The organism is Ensifer sp. VA4, from assembly GCF_055710065.1.
The window spans coordinates 1-14,734 of the sequence record NZ_JBVQPO010000016.1 but is presented as its reverse complement, the minus strand read 5'-3'; the positions used below and the strand labels follow the sequence as shown (position 1 = coordinate 14,734).

Here is a 14,734-nt window from a genome sequence, read left to right as displayed (position 1 = left end):
CGGTCCGTTCTGCCTCGACGCCTAATGGACGTTGGCGGGCGGGCGTCCGGCTATCCCCCCGGGATTCCAGTACTTTGGCCAGGATCACGGATCGCAGTTCGGCCGGTCTCACCGGCTTCGAAAGCCTTAGCACTTCATACCAACGAAAGCCGGCAGCTGTCGCCTTCGTTCGACTTCGGGCTCGCCCGTCCGTTGAGTTGCATCCTTGAGAACTTCTTGCCCTGGAGGTCGGTTGACTCGCAATGCGAAAAGGAACAAATAGAGAACGCATCAACAGGAAGCATTAACGCATAGCCCAGGGAGTTGTTCCTTCCAAAATGCCCCGTCCGGTCGACAATGCGGTCGTCTCCAAACTTCGCGAGCGCATTCAGCGCCTCGAAGGCACAAGCGGCCGCGGGCGACAGGTCCTGCCATTTGGCGTTACCGAAATCGACAGGCGCTTGCCCGGAGGAGGGCTCGCATTGGGCGCGCTTCATGAGGTCGCCGGCGGCGGCAACGGTGCCATCGACGGTGCCGCTGCCGCACTCTTTTGCGCGGGCATCGCTGCACGCTCGAAGGGCAAGGTGCTCTGGTGCGTGACGCGGCCGGATCTCTTTGCGCCGGCACTGGCTCAAGCGGGCCTGTCACCGGGCCGCGTCATCTATGTGGAAGCCGGAGACGAAAAGGCGCTTCTCGCCTGCATGGAGGAAGGTTTGCGTCACGGCGGGCTTGGCGTCGTCGTTGGCGAACTGGCGCGCCTTCCGATGACGGCCTCGCGCCGACTGCAGCTTGCGGCTAAACGCTCGGGCACGATCGGGATCGCGATCCGCCGTTGGCGAAGGCAGGCCGAGGCGTCGGATTTCGGGCAGCCGACCGCGTCGACGACACGCTGGCGGGTTTCCGTCCTGCCCTCTGCGCCGTTACCCGTTCCCGGTGTCGGCCGCGCACGCTGGCTCGTCGAGCTCATCCGTTGTCGCGCCGGCGAAAGCGCAGATTTCGAAGTGGAGGCCCCCGATGCCAAGGGTCGTATCGCTCTTCCTTCCGACCTGGTCCACGGATCGCCTGAGGAGGAAGCTCGCCGACACCGCGCCGCCGGCTGACGCTCCCCTTGTCCTCATTGGCCGCCGCGAGCGCCGACGGGTGGTCATGGCGGCAAACGCTGCGGCGCTTGCCGCGGGACTGAGGATCGGCATGCCGGCGACGAAGGCGCAGGCGCTCGTGACCGATCTCGTCGTTATGGATTCAGATCCCGTTGCCGATGCCGAAGCGCTCGAGCGCCTGGCGCTCTGGGCGCTGCAGCGCTACGCGCCGATCGTTGCCGCTGATCCACCCGACGGACTGGTGATCGATACGACCGGCGCCGATCACCTGCACGGCGGCGAGGAACTGATGCTGTCTGGCATGGTCAATCGCTTCCATGGCTCAGGCATCGCCGCGCGGGCTGCGATTGCCGACACCTGGGGTGCTGCTCATGCTGGTGCCCGCTTCCTGGCTCAGCCGACGATTGCCATTGCGCCTGGCGCGCAAGGAGAGCTCATTGCAAACCTGCCGATCGCGGCACTCAGGCTCGATCCGTCGATTGTCCATGGTCTTCGCGTTCTCGGCTTCAACACGATCGGCGACCTCGCCCGTCAGCCGCGCGCACCGCTTGCGTTGCGGTTCGGACCGGAACTTGGACGGCGGCTCGATCAGGCAATCGGCCGCATCGCTGAACCGATCGACCCGATACGCACGCCCGAGCTTATTGAAGTTCGCCGCTCGTTTGGCGAGCCGATCGCTGCCGCCGAAACGATCGCGCGCTACACGGCCAAGCTCGTGGCTAAGCTCTGTCGGCTGCTCGAGGAGAAAGGCCTTGGCGCGCGCCGTGTCGATCTTCTGTTTCACCGCGTCGACAACTCCTATCAGGCGATCCGGGCTGGAACCGCGACCCCGGTCCGCGACATCAAGCGCTTGACGCGGCTCTTAACCGATCGCATCGAAACCATCGATCCGGGGTTCGGGATCGAGATCATGTCGCTGACAGCAAGCCACGCCGAGCCGCTCACCGCCACCCAGGTGATTTCGTCGCTGGTGGAGGAATCGGAAGCCGATGTCTCCGGTCTGATCGACATTCTCGGCAACCGGATCGGCCAGCGCCGGCTCTTCCGCTTCGCGCCGGTCGCAAGCGATGTGCCTGAGCGTTCGATTGCCCGCATTGCCCCATTGACACCCGATGGAGGCGAGACCTGGCCCGGTCACTGGCCGCGGCCGACGCGCCTTCTTCTCCACCCGGAGCCGATCGAAACCATGGCGCTCCTACCCGACCATCCACCGGTCAGCTTCACCTGGCGCGGCGTCCGGCGGCGCGTGCGGCGCGCCGATGGGCCGGAGCGGGTCTTTGGCGAATGGTGGAAGCGCGATGCCGAGCTCGTGGCAGTCCGAGACTATTTCCAGGTCGAGGATGACGCCGGCGCGCGCTACTGGATCTTCCGGTCCGGCGACGGCGAACATGGCGAGACCGGCAGCCACCGCTGGTTCCTGCACGGGATATTCGGATGACGACGCCGCGCTATGCCGAACTGCAGGTGACCTCGCACTTCTCATTTCTGCGCGGAGCCTCCTCCTGCGAGGAACTGTTTCATCGCGCCGCAGAAATCGGCATCGAAGCACTGGCGATCGTCGACCGCAACAGTTTGGCCGGCATCGTCAGGGCACATCAGGCTGCAAAAGATACCGGCGTGCGGCTGATCGTCGGCTGCAGGCTGGATCTCGATGACGATCTCTCGGTGCTGGTCTATCCGACGGATCGGCCGGCCTATGCTCGCCTTTGCCGATTGCTGTCGCTCGGAAAGAGGCGCGCCGGCAAGGCGAAATGCCGGCTCGGCTGGACCGATCTCATTGCCCATGGTGAGGGCCTGATCGCCGTTCTCATTCCGGGTGAGGCCGATGACAGGTTGGCGCATCAGCTTCGACGTCTACGGGAAGCCTTTGGCGACCGCAGCTATCTGGCGATGACGCTGAGGCGCCGGCCGAATGATCAGTTGCGGCTCCATCAGCTCGCAAACATGGCGGCCGCCCTGGGGGTCACGACAGTCGTCACCAACGATGTTCTGTTTCATGTGCCGGAGCGACGTGTTCTCCAGGACGTTGTCACCTGCATCCGTTACAACATCACCATCGACGAAGCCGGGTTTAGGCGCGAGCGCCACGCCGATCGCCATCTGAAGCCGCCGGAGGAAATGGTGCGGCTTTTTTCGCGCTACCCGGAAGCACTCGGCCGCACGATCGAGATCATGGAGCGATGCCGCTTCTCGCTGGATGAGCTTGCCTATCAGTACCCGGAGGAACGCTCCAATCCGGAACTGACGGCACAGCAGACGCTGGAGCAACTGACCTGGGAGGGCGCTGCCTGGCGCTATCCCGAGGGGTTGCCAGACAAGGTCAGGCGGAACCTCCAACACGAACTGAGGCTGATCGAGAAGCTTCAATACGCGCCCTACTTCCTGACTGTGAATGCGATCGTTCGCTTCGCGCGCTCGAGGGACATTCTCTGCCAGGGCAGGGGGTCGGCCGCCAATTCGTCGGTCTGCTATGTGCTCGGCATCACCTCGATCGACCCGGACACGAACGATCTCCTTTTCGAACGGTTCGTCTCTGAGGAGCGGCGCGAACCGCCCGACATCGATGTCGACTTCGAACACGAGCGCCGCGAGATCGTCATGCAATGGGTGTTCGACACCTATGGCCGCGATCACGCAGCACTTTGTTCGACCGTCATCCGCTACCGTTCGAAAGGTGCCATTCGCGACGTCGGCAAGGCGCTTGGCCTGCCGGAGGACATGACGAAGATGCTCTCATCCCAGATCTGGGGATGGGGCGAGGATGTCGGCGAGAAACATGCCGAGGAACTGAACCTCAACCTTGGTGATAGGCGGCTGCGCCTGACGCTGGAGCTTGCAATTGATGGGCGCGCCGCGCCACCTGTCGCAGCATCCGGGCGGTTTCGTCCTGACGAATGATCGTCTCGACGAACTCGTGCCGATCGAGCCTGCAGCAATGGCCGACCGTCAGGTCATCGAATGGGATAAGGACGACATCGACATCCTGAAGTTCATGAAGGTCGATTGCCTGGCGCTCGGCATGCTCTCCTGCATGAAGCGCGGCTTCAATCTGCTTTCCGAGCATAAGGGGATCAATATCGACCTCGCCAGCATTCCAGCGGAAGATCCGCGCACCTATGCGATGATCCGGCGGGCCGACACGCTCGGTACCTTCCAGATCGAAAGCCGCGCGCAAATGTCGATGCTGCCCAGGATCAAGCCGCGCACCTTCTACGACCTCGTGATCGAAGTGGCGATCGTGCGTCCCGGCCCGATCCAGGGCGACATGGTCCATCCGTATCTGCGCCGCCGTGAGGGAAAGGAGGCGGTGGTCTATCCGAAGCCAGAACTGGAGCAGGTGCTCGGCAAGACCCTCGGCGTGCCACTCTTCCAGGAACAGGCGATGCGGGTCGCGATCGAATGTGCCGGCTTCACGCCGGGCGAGGCCGATCAGCTTCGGCGCGCCATGGCGACCTTCAAGCATACCGGCGGCGTTTCGAAGTTCGGCAAGAAGCTGATCGCCGGCATGGTCGCGAACGGCTACGAGCCGGAATTTGCCGAAAAGACCTTCCGGCAGCTGGAAGGCTTCGGCAGCTAGGGCTTTCCCGAAAGCCACGCTGCTTCCTTTGCGTTGATCGCCTATGCCTCGTCCTGGCTGAAGTGCTGGCATCCGGATGTCTTTTGCGCGGCCCTTCTCAACGCTCAGCCGATGGGTTTTTACGCCCCGGCCCAGATCGTCCGTGACGCGCGCGAGCACGGAGTCGAGGTCCGGCCGGTCTGCGTCAATACCAGTCGCTGGGACTGCACGCTCGAGCCGACCGATGACGAGCGCCGGTTTGCCGTTCGCCTCGGTCTTCGTATGGTCAAGGGACTTGCGAATGCTGACGCGGCCGGGATCATTGCGGTGCGTGCGGAGCGCGCCTTCGCGACCGTCGACGATCTCTGGCGCCGGGCCGGCGTCCCAGCCGCCTCGCTGGTCGAACTTGCCGAAGCCGATGCCTTCAGGGCTTCGCTGCGTCTTGCGCGGCGCGAAGCGCTTTGGGAGATCAAGGCGCTGCGCGACGAACCTCTACCTCTGTTTGCGGCCGCGTCGGAGCGCGAGAACCGGACGATGGCCGAGCTCGACGAGCCGTCGGTGGCGCTGAGGCCCATGACATCGGGCGGTGAGGTCGTCGAGGACTACGGACATGTTGGATTGACGCTGCGCAGCCATCCGCTCTCGTTCCTGCGTGCGGATCTGACGAAGCGCCGCATCGTCACCTGCCGGGATGCGATGCAGGCGCGCGATGGCAGATGGCTGGAGGCGGTCGGCCTCGTGCTCGTTCGTCAGCGACCAGGTTCCGCCAAGGGCGTCATGTTCGTCACCATCGAGGACGAAACCGGCATCGCCAATCTCGTCGTCTGGGCAAAGACCGTCGAGAAGTACCGCCGCGTCGTCTTGGGTGCCGGCATGCTCGGCATCTATGGCCGGATCCAGCGGGAAGGCGAGGTGGTCCACCTGGTTGCCCATCGGCTGACCGATCTGTCAGGCGAGCTTGCCAGCGTCAGTGACCGCGATGACAGTTTCCCGCTGCCACACGGGCGCGGCGACGAGTTCCACCATGGCGCGCAGGCACCCGATCCGCGCGGGCTGCCGAAAAGGCCGCGGCCACGTGACATCGTTGATCCCTATTTGCATCTCGATGCGATCAAGGTGAAAACGCGGGATTTCAGGTGAGGGGAAGGTGGATCCCTTTCGAGGCGTTTGCTATCGCTTCAAGAGCGGCATTTGTTAGCCCGCTTTCGGCCCAGGTATGACTTCCTTCGACGCCACTACTTTGTGCCACAACGCGCGCGCCCGACAAGCCATGCGCGGTTCTGATGCCGGAGACGAGCCAAGAATTCAGCGTCGCTCATGAGACAGCCTCACACAACATCGGCCTGGATCGTCGATGTCTCGATGCGGGTGTCACGCACGATTATTGACTCTGTTCTCCGCCCATTGGAAAAAGGCCCACAGTTGGAGAGGAAAACAACTCATGGCAGACGAGAACAATACGAATGACAATACAGACGCTCTGGAAGCGACTCCGCCGGCAGAGATAGAGCCGCCGAAGAAGCGGCGGGGGCCGCGGCCGAAGAATATAGTCTCGGCAGCAACGGCTGAAACACCGGAGGCAGTTGCCGCACAGCCCGTGAGGGGACGCAGGAAGCGTGCAGACAAGCCGGCAGATGCGATGGTCTCGGCAAAGACGCAGACCGGTTCGAAGGGCAAGGCAAAGAATGTCGCCAAGGGCACCCGAAAAACCCGTGTGGCAAAACAGACGATAGAGACGCCCGCTTCAGCTCCGATCCTCGACGACATCGCGGATCTTCTTCAGCTCGAAGAAGAGAATGCGCGGCTTCGCAAGGCTCTGGCTGAAAAGCTGCGGGCAGAGAACGCTGATCTGCGCAAGCGGCTTGGTCTTGCTTGATCATTCAGTGAAGGGCTGATCGGCTTGCGCGATCGGCCCTCGTCATCGCATTCTTGCTCGACTTGCCTATAGGCTGCTGCAACGGATGCAGGTGCGGGCTCGGGGTGACGGCGCACTATGAAATCACCGTGGAAATATTTGGTGCAACTGGCGTCTCTCGGGCGAACGGTCAAGGAGCCAGACAGCTCGCGAGAAAGCGAGACCGCGAAGCCGAACGCGCCCCCAGCTCATATATCAGCACTGTCCGTTCGGACCAGCGACGTTGCAGAGCCAATAGTTGCAGCCTCGAACGATGCGGTTAGCAACCTCGATACCGCAGCCACGTCTACCGCTATTGCCGAGGTTGCCGGCGGTGAAAGCGCGGCCGTTGCGACGGTCGATCGGTCAACTACCGACGATCACGCGGTGCTTCCGGAACGAGCATATCCAGCCCAACCTTTGCCGGTGAAAAGGCGTAGGCGCGGCGCAAAATCGAACGTCAAGAATGTTGCGGTGACCGATGCTGTCGAATATGGAGGCGGACGCTCCAGTGTTGCGCAGCCGCCGATGACCTTCTTCGACGAGCTTGCTGGACTGGATGCCGAAATCAGGCAATTGAGACGCCAACTGGCGGAAAAGTTGCTTTTGCAGAACGCGCAGCTCAAGCAAATGCTAGAGCGGTATGACGCATCGTGAGCAGTTTCGCGCTCTTGACTATTGGATATCTATGAGACCACAGCAGCGAAAGTTCATCGTCGAAGTTAAGTCGGCACGCCGGCGTTCGACGATCAGGCCAACATCCATCTGGGGCGATACGGATCTTAAGGAACTCGTGCGCAAGGCTGAGGCCGAGGCTCCACATCTGTTCGACCCGGCTGAGGGACCGAACGAGCTTTCTCCGACGCAAAGTGTAGAGATACGCGCGAACGAAAGCACCAGCACGAGCGACACCACACAAATCGCGGATCTCGTGGCCCTGACAGAAGTTTCCGCCGGGGTCGAGGAAGCTGCCATTTCGCCGCTGGAAACGGACAGCCCGAAGATAGCGCCGCCGACACCGCCGGAGCGCCGTCGCAGCAAGCGCAACATCATTCGAGATGGTCGCGCGGCGACAATTGCTGCTACCGAAGCCGGAGCCTTTGCCAACGACCTTGTCGCTCTCGAGGAAGAGAACCGGCGGCTGAAGGGACTGCTGGCACATCGGCTTCAGCAAGAGAACATCCAGCTTCGAAAGATGCTTGAGCGGTTTGAAGTAAAATAGACGGGTCGACTGCGCGTTTTCCGCGCGGGAACCGCACCGGATCCGGATCGCGGCCAGTCGATATCCGGTCCGCGCATGGCGTTGCAGGCTGCCAGTCATCGCGCAGAAGCGTCTTCTTGAAACACAAGAGGAGTCCGCCTAGCTTATTGCGCGTGTGCACGACGCTTGGGATCTCCATTCCAGCTATCCGACGAAATTCTTCGCGTGCTTATGTGGGCGCACCGCCTAGTCTTGGTATAGATCGCTTTTGTGCGAAGAATGGCGGCGCTGCTGAGGCGCGGCGGGCAATAACGGTGGGCAGCGCCTGTAGTGCTACCAGCGGGGCATTCTGCGTTCAGTCGCCGCCAACCGACAAATCCCCATCGCCACTTCCAGTGACCTTTCGAATGCCAGTACTGGCAGAAACTCATAACGCGAATGAAAATTGTAGGCGCCGGTAAAGAAGTTCGGCATCGGAATACCGCGGGCCGAAAGCACCGCGCCATCGGTGCCACCGCGCATCGGGATCAGTTTCTTTTCGATCCCGAGAATGGGTATAAAACCGCGAAGCTTTATTTATTCAAACCACTAAAAGGGACCATAGGAGTGATTGTTGGGTGCCGAACGCGCTCGATGGTCGCGCTCTCGCTCGGCTGGCATTAGCGACCGCAGTTATCGCATCAATGGGAAGTGCCGGTCCGCTTTCCCTTAAGAAACGAGCCTCTGTCAGTGCAGAGGCTCAATTGCGGACACTCTGGTTGATCTCCATGCAGGGGGCAGGTTGATGAGCCGAAACTGGCATACCCGGCGATGGTGCACAAAGGATAAGGGTGGCAACATAGTCCCTTCGGACTAATGGCTGAGCATTTGGAATCCTTGAAGAAAAAGCCCTGCCAAATGAGGCAGGGCGAGAGCCGCGCCCAGATGGCTCGCTGGACGCTGGGAAGTCTGCAAAGACTATTGGAAGAAGCTACCGAAGGGACGGGTAAAGGGGGAAGGCTGTTTTCGCGATTCCGGTACGGTTGAACAAAAAAATATCAGGCACACTCACGGCGGTCACTTCAAGCATGCGTCCCGTCTCGACGAATTCGTAATGTTGATCCAGGCTTATCCGGCCCGAAATCGCCGTTTTGCCCGCAAGTTCAAGCGGAAGCACTCTGCGGACTACAAACGATCCGCGCCTTTTGGATCCCGATGAGGTGCCGCTTCAACATTCCTTTAGAAGGGGAAGCGTGCTCAAATGGGTGTCCACCGTTGCCACGACCTCTTTGCTCAGCACCAAGTTGCTTTTTTCCTTGTGCCAGACATCACGGAACGACGCGACCGTCTGCTTCGCCGTATCCAGCACCAGCTTTTCGGGAAGTCTGGCTTTAGCTGCCAGATAAGAAAACTCTTCGAGCGTCAGTTCAGCCATTACGTTGGTGCGGGCATATTTCAGGGCGGCCGTCGTGCTTGGTAGATAAGGAATCGTAGAAAGCAGGTCGTAGGCCGGAGCGATCTTCGGCGTTTTCCGGTCATAATAGATCAATGACCAGTTCTTCAGGTGCATGTCATCGTTGCCGATGAGTGTTGAAAAAACTAGCCGCCGGATAAACTCCGCGATGTCGTCCTGACTGGTCTCAATGCCGAGCACGTTCGCTATATTGCGATAACTGGCATCATCGTATTTCTGGTGTGGATAGCGCCCGAACACTTGCGCGAAATCTTCGACGTGGATCGCCCCGGCTTCGCTGCGGTCGAACCTCTCAATCGCGAATGCCTTCTCGCCACGCAGGCGACCCAAACCGTGAGGAAGGCCCTCGATCGCGTCGAGATCGACAAGGGTGATGTTTGGGACATCAATTCCGATCGTCCGCGCGATTGTCATGAACGAGAATTCGTTTTCCGGCACCCCTTCGAACCGGTCGGCTGGAAGCTTCACGATCCACGAACCCCCAATACCTTTCGCGGGTATGGCCAGACCGCCATTCTTGCCCTTGTTGCGAAGGGCCGAAAACTTGAGCTGCACTCCGGCCAGAGAGAACCTCAGAGCTTGCTGTTGACCTACGGCTTTTTCCCGCGCTGAATTTTCCGCTTCATCCGGCAGGGCATCGCCGTCGACCGGCACGGCGGTGATGGCGCCAGGCAAATCCTGACCTAGCGCCCAAAGCAGATAGGCCTCGCGCATCGGTTTCACGCCCGCCTGACGGGCTAGGTAGTCCCGTAGCGTTCCCTCGGGCAGAAGATTGGAAAAGAACGGGAGCAGATTGGGGCCGGTTGCCGGAAAATTGGTGCGCAGTCCGCCGACCGCATTCTTGAACGAAAGGCTGAGCGTGTCTCGATCCGTCGCTTCGATATAGTCCGTTTCGAATGAGAAAATCGAACGATCACCTGGGAGTAGGCTGAGCGTCCCAATCCTTTTGCCATGCAAAAGGATGCTGAGTGCCGTCGTTTCACTCATCGTCATGATCCAAAGAGTACGCGGGAAGATCCAGTGGGTCCCTCTGGGCTGCGCGTTGGGCCAAGTCGCTATGGAGGCTTTTGAGATCGCCGGCGGAACGGGCGAGCTTCTCGACTTGAGGGGCTGTCGGGTCTTTTGCCAAGGCCGCGTCCCAAGTGATATTTGATGGATCAAGGGGAGCGGTGATTTTCCTGATCTGCTCCAACGTCTGTTGCAGTCGTAAAAACGCGTCGGTTCCGAAGTGCAATGTCCTCAAGCCCTGGAGGTGCTGGTTTATGGTCTTTAAGTGGTCATGAAGTTTGTCGGGGAGCTTTGGAGCCTGTCCCAAGCGATCGAGGAGGGTAAGAGTTTTACGAATTTCGTTTAACGCCGCAGCTGTCTCGTCCTGCGGAAATGCCCGAACGATGCTGTCGACGGCCGGGAGGGCCTTCTTCGGGACGAGCTTCACCTCCAAATCGAGAGCGCGTGCGATCTGGACGAGGCTTGATAGCTTGATATCCACATCGCCCTTTTCGATTTTTGAGATGTGGCTTTGGGGGACGCCAACACGATGGCCAAGCTCAGATTGACTGAGGCCCTTTTCCGTTCTCACACGCTTTATCGCCTTTATCGTCTCTTCATCAGCTCTCATGATATGCTACCGTATATAATTGGATCTTATTTATATGCTCGCGTATATTAATATTCAAGGTCGATGTTTTGAATCTATATGTTTTAACATATATCGAGCCATAAATCATATGCTTACACATATGAGCCGCCCGATCCACCATGAGCGCGCCACATGCGTGTGGCTGCCCTAACACGCCGCGCAACCTTAATAATTGGTCACGCTACAGGCGCGCTCCCGGGCAAAGGAATGGTGGCTCTAAGCGGTGCACCATGATCAGTTCGTGAACCTCGGAGTCGCGGCCCAAAAAAGCGTTTGGAATTCGACCCGCGCCGCCGATGCCACGCCGGCCTCAACAAAGGCGAGCAGCGCCATGCCCTGGCGCAGGCCATCCATACGTTCCGACAGGGGCGCGTCATCGACCGCAGCCACGAGGCCCAGCAATGCCGGGCGTCGGGCTTGAACCTCGTCACCGCAGCAATGTTTATTGGAACTCGCTCTATATGGTCGACACCACGACGCACCCGGACCCGACTCCTAGCTGTGGTGGATCGAGATTATCGGCGAAATTTTCGGCTCACCCTATCTGAGGCTCTGTGACGGCCGCGCCTTCCTCGCACGGGCGGCTCCCTTTCGCCGGGCGCCTTGGGCTGCCCGAACCGCTGCAGAAGCCCAGTCGCGAAGCAGTTCGGGGTCGTCGAGAATTTCGTCTGGGACAGTGCAATAGCTTGGGACCGTTACGATTTTCCCGGCGCCGGCATACCCAAATGCCGTGGCGCCCACAGCATCAAATCGAGCACGGCTCGTTTCGTCACCCGCAGATAGAAGGATCCTTTCATGTCATGGTCTGCGCACGAATAACAATTCCGCCCTGCGACATGCGACGTCCACCACCGAGTCCAGTGCCGCGCGTGCCGCCTGTGATAAGAACGCTTTTCCAAAAAATGTCATGAACTTCGTTCAGCAGCACTGGTAGTGGTGTGATTTGGGAAGAGTCGCCATCGCGAATACCGCGATATGGTTTTAAGCCTTTTTGTACGCCGCTGCTATGCGCCGCGCCTCAAAACCTAAATCGACCGCCGTTACTCAGCCGTGGCGTCTGCCTGCTGCTGTCCTGCAATTCTGTTAGTGAGGTATTCGACCCATCTTGGATTCCGTCAAAAGAGGATCTTTCCTCCGTGTGTCTTGGTGCGTTCGCGGACGTCTTTGCCAATGTCGGCGGTGGCTTCCTGTGCGTTCCCACGCCCATGACGATGCTCTTGTCTTGCTAGGAGATATCGATGGCTAGAGGCTCGCTTCAGATACATGCGAAAAGTCGGGAATTGCCGGCCGGCGGCGGGCCATTCCAGCTTCACAACCTGACGGTCGGCATCTTTCTTGTCGACCAGAACCATCATCGCCTTGCTGTAGGCACCGACATTACGTCATGCATACCGCTCCGTGCAGGCGAGGGATGGATTCTGCCGGCGCGGGCGAGCGGTATATGCGAGTTCGATGAGACCCTATCCTATCTCACGTTGGAGTTCCCGGACGACCTGCTGCGCGAGACAGGATGGGACCAGCCCGACTTCACGCCTCTCGTCGGGGGGCTCGATCCGCTGCTCGTCCAGATGGTGAAGAACGCTGTCGCCACGACCGAGACGTCGGACTCGCTCTATCGGCAGACCATGAGCATTTCGGCGGCAGCCCATCTGACCCACGTGTTGTCGCCGCGACATGTCCCAGCTATTTCGATCGACGACAGGCGTCTACGGAAGGCCATTGCCTACATCCATGACAACCTCATGGGAGAGTTGTCCCTCCACGCGATGGCGTCCGAAGCGGCCATGAGCCGGTATCATTTCGTTCGTGCATTCGGAAAGGCATTGGGCAAGTCGCCTCTGCAATACGTCATCGAGCAGCGCATGGAACGTGCGAAGCTACTTCTGCGCACGACGAACACGTCGGTTGCCGGCGTGGCATTCAGCGTCGGCTATGAGGATCCATCGCGGTTCGGACGCCACTTCCGACGGCACACCGGTTTGGCGCCAGGCGCTTTCCGGCGCGCGCATTAGTCTCGTACACGCTTCCGAACGCCAAAACGGCAAGATTCACTCATCGATTGCCAAGATTTGCTCCGGCGCGGCCCGGCGCGCGATGCAACTCTCTCCTGGCCAACAGCAACCTGCTTTTTGCACGGAGAGAATGAATGAGAGTTCTTGCACCTTCCTTGGGACTGGCAGCATTGATGAGTTCGGTGGCCTTTGCCGCGGACATTCAGACCCGACAGATCTCGTTCGAAAACGCCGGGGCCACGCTTGTCGGCACGCTCTATCTGCCAACCGATCACGAGCCCGGCGAAAGCCACCCCGGCGTCGTCGTCACTGGCGCCTGGACGTCTGTCAAGGAACAGATGTCTGGCCTCTACGCCCGCGAAATGGCCAGTCGGGGCTTCACGGCGCTGGCATTCGACTTCCGGGGCTGGGGAAGCTCGGGCGGACATATCCGTTTCAAGGAAGATCCGGCTGCGAAGACGTCCGACATCGTCGCTGCCGCGAGTTTCATGACCACATTGCCCGAGGTCGACGGTTCGGCAGTCTTCGGTCTCAGCATCTGCGCCTCCGCCGGCTACATGACGGCTGCTGCCACCGGCAATACGGCATTCGACGGCATCGTTCTCGTTGCCCCCTGGCTGCACAATGCGGCTATCGTTGAAGAGGTCTATGGCGGCGGCGCGGGCGTGGCCGCCCTGATTGCGACGTCGCGACAGGCCGAATTGTCGGAACAGGCCGGTCAGCCGCAGGTCATCACGGCCGCGAGCGCGACGGATCGCGACGCCCTCATGTACCAGGTCCCGTACTACACCGAGGAGAACCGAGGCCTCGTTCCGGAATACGACAACCGCTTCAATCTCGCCTCCTGGGAACCGTGGCTGATCTACGATTCGGTCGCTCTCGCAATCGGGCTCGACAAGCCGCTGCTGCTCGTCCACTCGAACGCTGCCGCGGTCCCGCAGGGCGCACGGCAGTTCCTCGAAAACGTCGAGGGCATGGCGGACGAACTCTGGCTCGATGACATCACGCAATTCGAGTTCTACGACCGGCCCGACGTGGTTGAGATCGCCGCCGATGCCGCATCCAGGCATTTTTCCGGCATCAGGGCCGGTCGCTGAAGCGGCGGCCTACTCTCGCGCCGCAGGAGAGAACAGATGAAGGCAATCGCACTTGCCGCGGCTATCGCCGCAACGACCTGTACATCGATCGCTATGGCCCAGACACCGACTCTTGAGGACCGCGCCGCGATCATTGATGTCATCACTGACATAGCGGCTGGCGCCGATCGGCATCAATGGGACCGCGTGCGCGCCGCGTTCGCCGATACGGTCACGCTGGACTACACCAGCCTGTGGGGCGGCGCGCCGTCCACGTTATCTGCCGAGGATGTCGTCGAACAGTGGTCGGGCCTTCTCCCCGGTTTCGACACCACGCAGCACCTCGTTACCAATCACGCCATATCGACCACCGCAGCCGATGCGGCTGTCGCCGAAGCGGACTTCCAAGCCGCTCACCGGCTGGGCGGGGAAATGTGGATCCTGATGGGGCGCTATCACTACGATCTGGTAAAGCGCGACGGCAGCTGGCGGATCACACGGCTGGTGATGACCTGGACCCACGAGAGCGGCGACAGGGGGCTAGTCGAGAAAGCCGTGACCCGAGCCAGCCGCCTCGAATGAACGAGGCCCTGCAAGGCGCTGAACGGGTGCGATCCGGCTGTCCGTATCTCCGCATTTCCCCGTATGTCGGTCCAGACGAGCGGGTTTTGGGCTTGGCCAGCAAGACCGACCCCAGATCGAAATGTCACTGTCCGACGACGACGTGATGGGCGCCATGGGGAACAGGAACGCGGCCGAGCCTTTCGAGCGCGGGGCGTTCGCCGCGTACCACGCGAAAAACTTCGAGACCCGCACCGCTGTCA

General features: G+C 60.5%; 12 protein-coding genes and 3 pseudogenes. 10 read left to right on the top strand and 5 right to left on the bottom strand.

From position 1 onward, the window contains the following. Positions 1 to 134: 134 nt before the first annotated feature. A complete protein-coding gene (locus AC0C6X_RS25695; protein ID WP_247960820.1) occupies positions 135 to 476 on the bottom strand; it encodes a hypothetical protein in 342 nt (113 codons plus the stop codon). Here AC0C6X_RS25695 and AC0C6X_RS25690 point away from each other — a divergent pair. The 6 genes and pseudogenes from AC0C6X_RS25690 to AC0C6X_RS25665 all read left to right on the top strand — a co-directional run bounded on the left by AC0C6X_RS25690 (position 462) and on the right by AC0C6X_RS25665 (position 7,751). Next, a complete protein-coding gene (locus AC0C6X_RS25690) occupies positions 462 to 1,079 on the top strand; it encodes an ImuA family protein (protein WP_246304528.1) in 618 nt (205 codons plus the stop codon). The genes AC0C6X_RS25695 and AC0C6X_RS25690 overlap by 15 nt on opposite strands. Beyond that, a complete protein-coding gene (locus AC0C6X_RS25685; RefSeq protein WP_472955919.1) occupies positions 994 to 2,517 on the top strand; it encodes a Y-family DNA polymerase in 1,524 nt (507 codons plus the stop codon). Before AC0C6X_RS25690 ends, AC0C6X_RS25685 begins: the two co-directional genes overlap by 86 nt. After that, positions 2,514 to 5,775 (top strand): annotated as a pseudogene (locus AC0C6X_RS25680) (error-prone DNA polymerase). Before AC0C6X_RS25685 ends, AC0C6X_RS25680 begins: the two are co-directional and overlap by 4 nt. A gap of 301 nt (positions 5,776 to 6,076) precedes the next feature. After that, positions 6,077 to 6,511, top strand: a complete 435-nt coding sequence (locus AC0C6X_RS25675; protein WP_173519262.1) for a SyrB-like regulator — start codon at positions 6,077 to 6,079, stop codon at positions 6,509 to 6,511. 117 nt (positions 6,512 to 6,628) lie between these two features. Next, positions 6,629 to 7,186 (top strand): hypothetical protein, encoded by a 558-nt coding sequence (locus tag AC0C6X_RS25670; protein ID WP_247960822.1) that lies wholly within the window; start codon positions 6,629 to 6,631, stop codon positions 7,184 to 7,186. A gap of 31 nt (positions 7,187 to 7,217) precedes the next feature. After that, entirely contained in the window at positions 7,218 to 7,751 is a 534-nt protein-coding gene (locus tag AC0C6X_RS25665; RefSeq protein WP_247960823.1) for a hypothetical protein, read from the top strand. A 312-nt stretch (positions 7,752 to 8,063) separates the two neighbouring features. Here the strand turns inward: AC0C6X_RS25665 and AC0C6X_RS25660 are convergent. The 3 genes and pseudogenes from AC0C6X_RS25660 to AC0C6X_RS25650 form a co-directional block, all read right to left on the bottom strand. Beyond that, positions 8,064 to 8,279: pseudogene (locus AC0C6X_RS25660) on the bottom strand (peptidase T); the annotation flags it as partial. A gap of 658 nt (positions 8,280 to 8,937) precedes the next feature. Beyond that, positions 8,938 to 10,170: a type II toxin-antitoxin system HipA family toxin gene (locus AC0C6X_RS25655; RefSeq protein ID WP_210266636.1), complete on the bottom strand. Its 1,233-nt coding sequence runs from the start codon at positions 10,168 to 10,170 to the stop codon at positions 8,938 to 8,940. Continuing rightward, positions 10,163 to 10,801, bottom strand: a complete 639-nt coding sequence (locus AC0C6X_RS25650; RefSeq protein WP_173519258.1) for a helix-turn-helix domain-containing protein — start codon at positions 10,799 to 10,801, stop codon at positions 10,163 to 10,165. Before AC0C6X_RS25650 ends, AC0C6X_RS25655 begins: the two co-directional genes overlap by 8 nt. Positions 10,802 to 11,110: 309 nt before the next feature. On the opposite strand from AC0C6X_RS25650, the pseudogene AC0C6X_RS25645 reads away from it, so the two are divergent. Next, positions 11,111 to 11,286: pseudogene (locus AC0C6X_RS25645) on the top strand (Tn3 family transposase); the annotation flags it as partial. 76 nt (positions 11,287 to 11,362) lie between these two features. Here AC0C6X_RS25645 and AC0C6X_RS25640 read toward each other — a convergent pair. Beyond that, positions 11,363 to 11,611 carry a TfoX/Sxy family protein gene (locus AC0C6X_RS25640; protein WP_376741715.1) on the bottom strand — a complete coding sequence of 83 codons (249 nt, stop codon included), beginning with the start codon at positions 11,609 to 11,611 and terminating at the stop codon, positions 11,363 to 11,365. A gap of 491 nt (positions 11,612 to 12,102) precedes the next feature. On the opposite strand from AC0C6X_RS25640, the gene AC0C6X_RS25635 reads away from it, so the two are divergent. The 3 genes from AC0C6X_RS25635 to AC0C6X_RS25625 all read left to right on the top strand — a co-directional run bounded on the left by AC0C6X_RS25635 (position 12,103) and on the right by AC0C6X_RS25625 (position 14,492). Next, a complete protein-coding gene (locus AC0C6X_RS25635) occupies positions 12,103 to 12,834 on the top strand; it encodes an AraC family transcriptional regulator (protein ID WP_246304527.1) in 732 nt (243 codons plus the stop codon). A gap of 134 nt (positions 12,835 to 12,968) precedes the next feature. Then, positions 12,969 to 13,931 carry an alpha/beta hydrolase gene (locus AC0C6X_RS25630; protein ID WP_173519255.1) on the top strand — a complete coding sequence of 321 codons (963 nt, stop codon included), beginning with the start codon at positions 12,969 to 12,971 and terminating at the stop codon, positions 13,929 to 13,931. A 36-nt stretch (positions 13,932 to 13,967) separates the two neighbouring features. Then, positions 13,968 to 14,492 carry a nuclear transport factor 2 family protein gene (locus tag AC0C6X_RS25625; RefSeq protein WP_173519254.1) on the top strand — a complete coding sequence of 175 codons (525 nt, stop codon included), beginning with the start codon at positions 13,968 to 13,970 and terminating at the stop codon, positions 14,490 to 14,492. Positions 14,493 to 14,734 lie beyond the last annotated feature (242 nt).

Excerpts from the sequence above, each read along its gene's own strand:
- AC0C6X_RS25675 (WP_173519262.1), top strand. The coding sequence starts at position 6,077 with ATGGCAGACGAGAACAATACGAATGACAATACAGACGCTCTGGAAGCG.
- AC0C6X_RS25670 (WP_247960822.1), top strand. The coding sequence starts at position 6,629 with ATGAAATCACCGTGGAAATATTTGGTGCAACTGGCGTCTCTCGGGCGA.
- AC0C6X_RS25630 (WP_173519255.1), top strand. The coding sequence starts at position 12,969 with ATGAGAGTTCTTGCACCTTCCTTGGGACTGGCAGCATTGATGAGTTCG.
- AC0C6X_RS25655 (WP_210266636.1), bottom strand. The coding sequence starts at position 10,170 with ATGAGTGAAACGACGGCACTCAGCATCCTTTTGCATGGCAAAAGGATT.
- AC0C6X_RS25665 (WP_247960823.1), top strand. The coding sequence starts at position 7,218 with ATGAGACCACAGCAGCGAAAGTTCATCGTCGAAGTTAAGTCGGCACGC.
- AC0C6X_RS25625 (WP_173519254.1), top strand. The coding sequence starts at position 13,968 with ATGAAGGCAATCGCACTTGCCGCGGCTATCGCCGCAACGACCTGTACA.
- AC0C6X_RS25695 (WP_247960820.1), bottom strand. The coding sequence starts at position 476 with ATGAAGCGCGCCCAATGCGAGCCCTCCTCCGGGCAAGCGCCTGTCGAT.
- AC0C6X_RS25685 (WP_472955919.1), top strand. The coding sequence starts at position 994 with ATGCCAAGGGTCGTATCGCTCTTCCTTCCGACCTGGTCCACGGATCGC.
- AC0C6X_RS25650 (WP_173519258.1), bottom strand. The coding sequence starts at position 10,801 with ATGAGAGCTGATGAAGAGACGATAAAGGCGATAAAGCGTGTGAGAACG.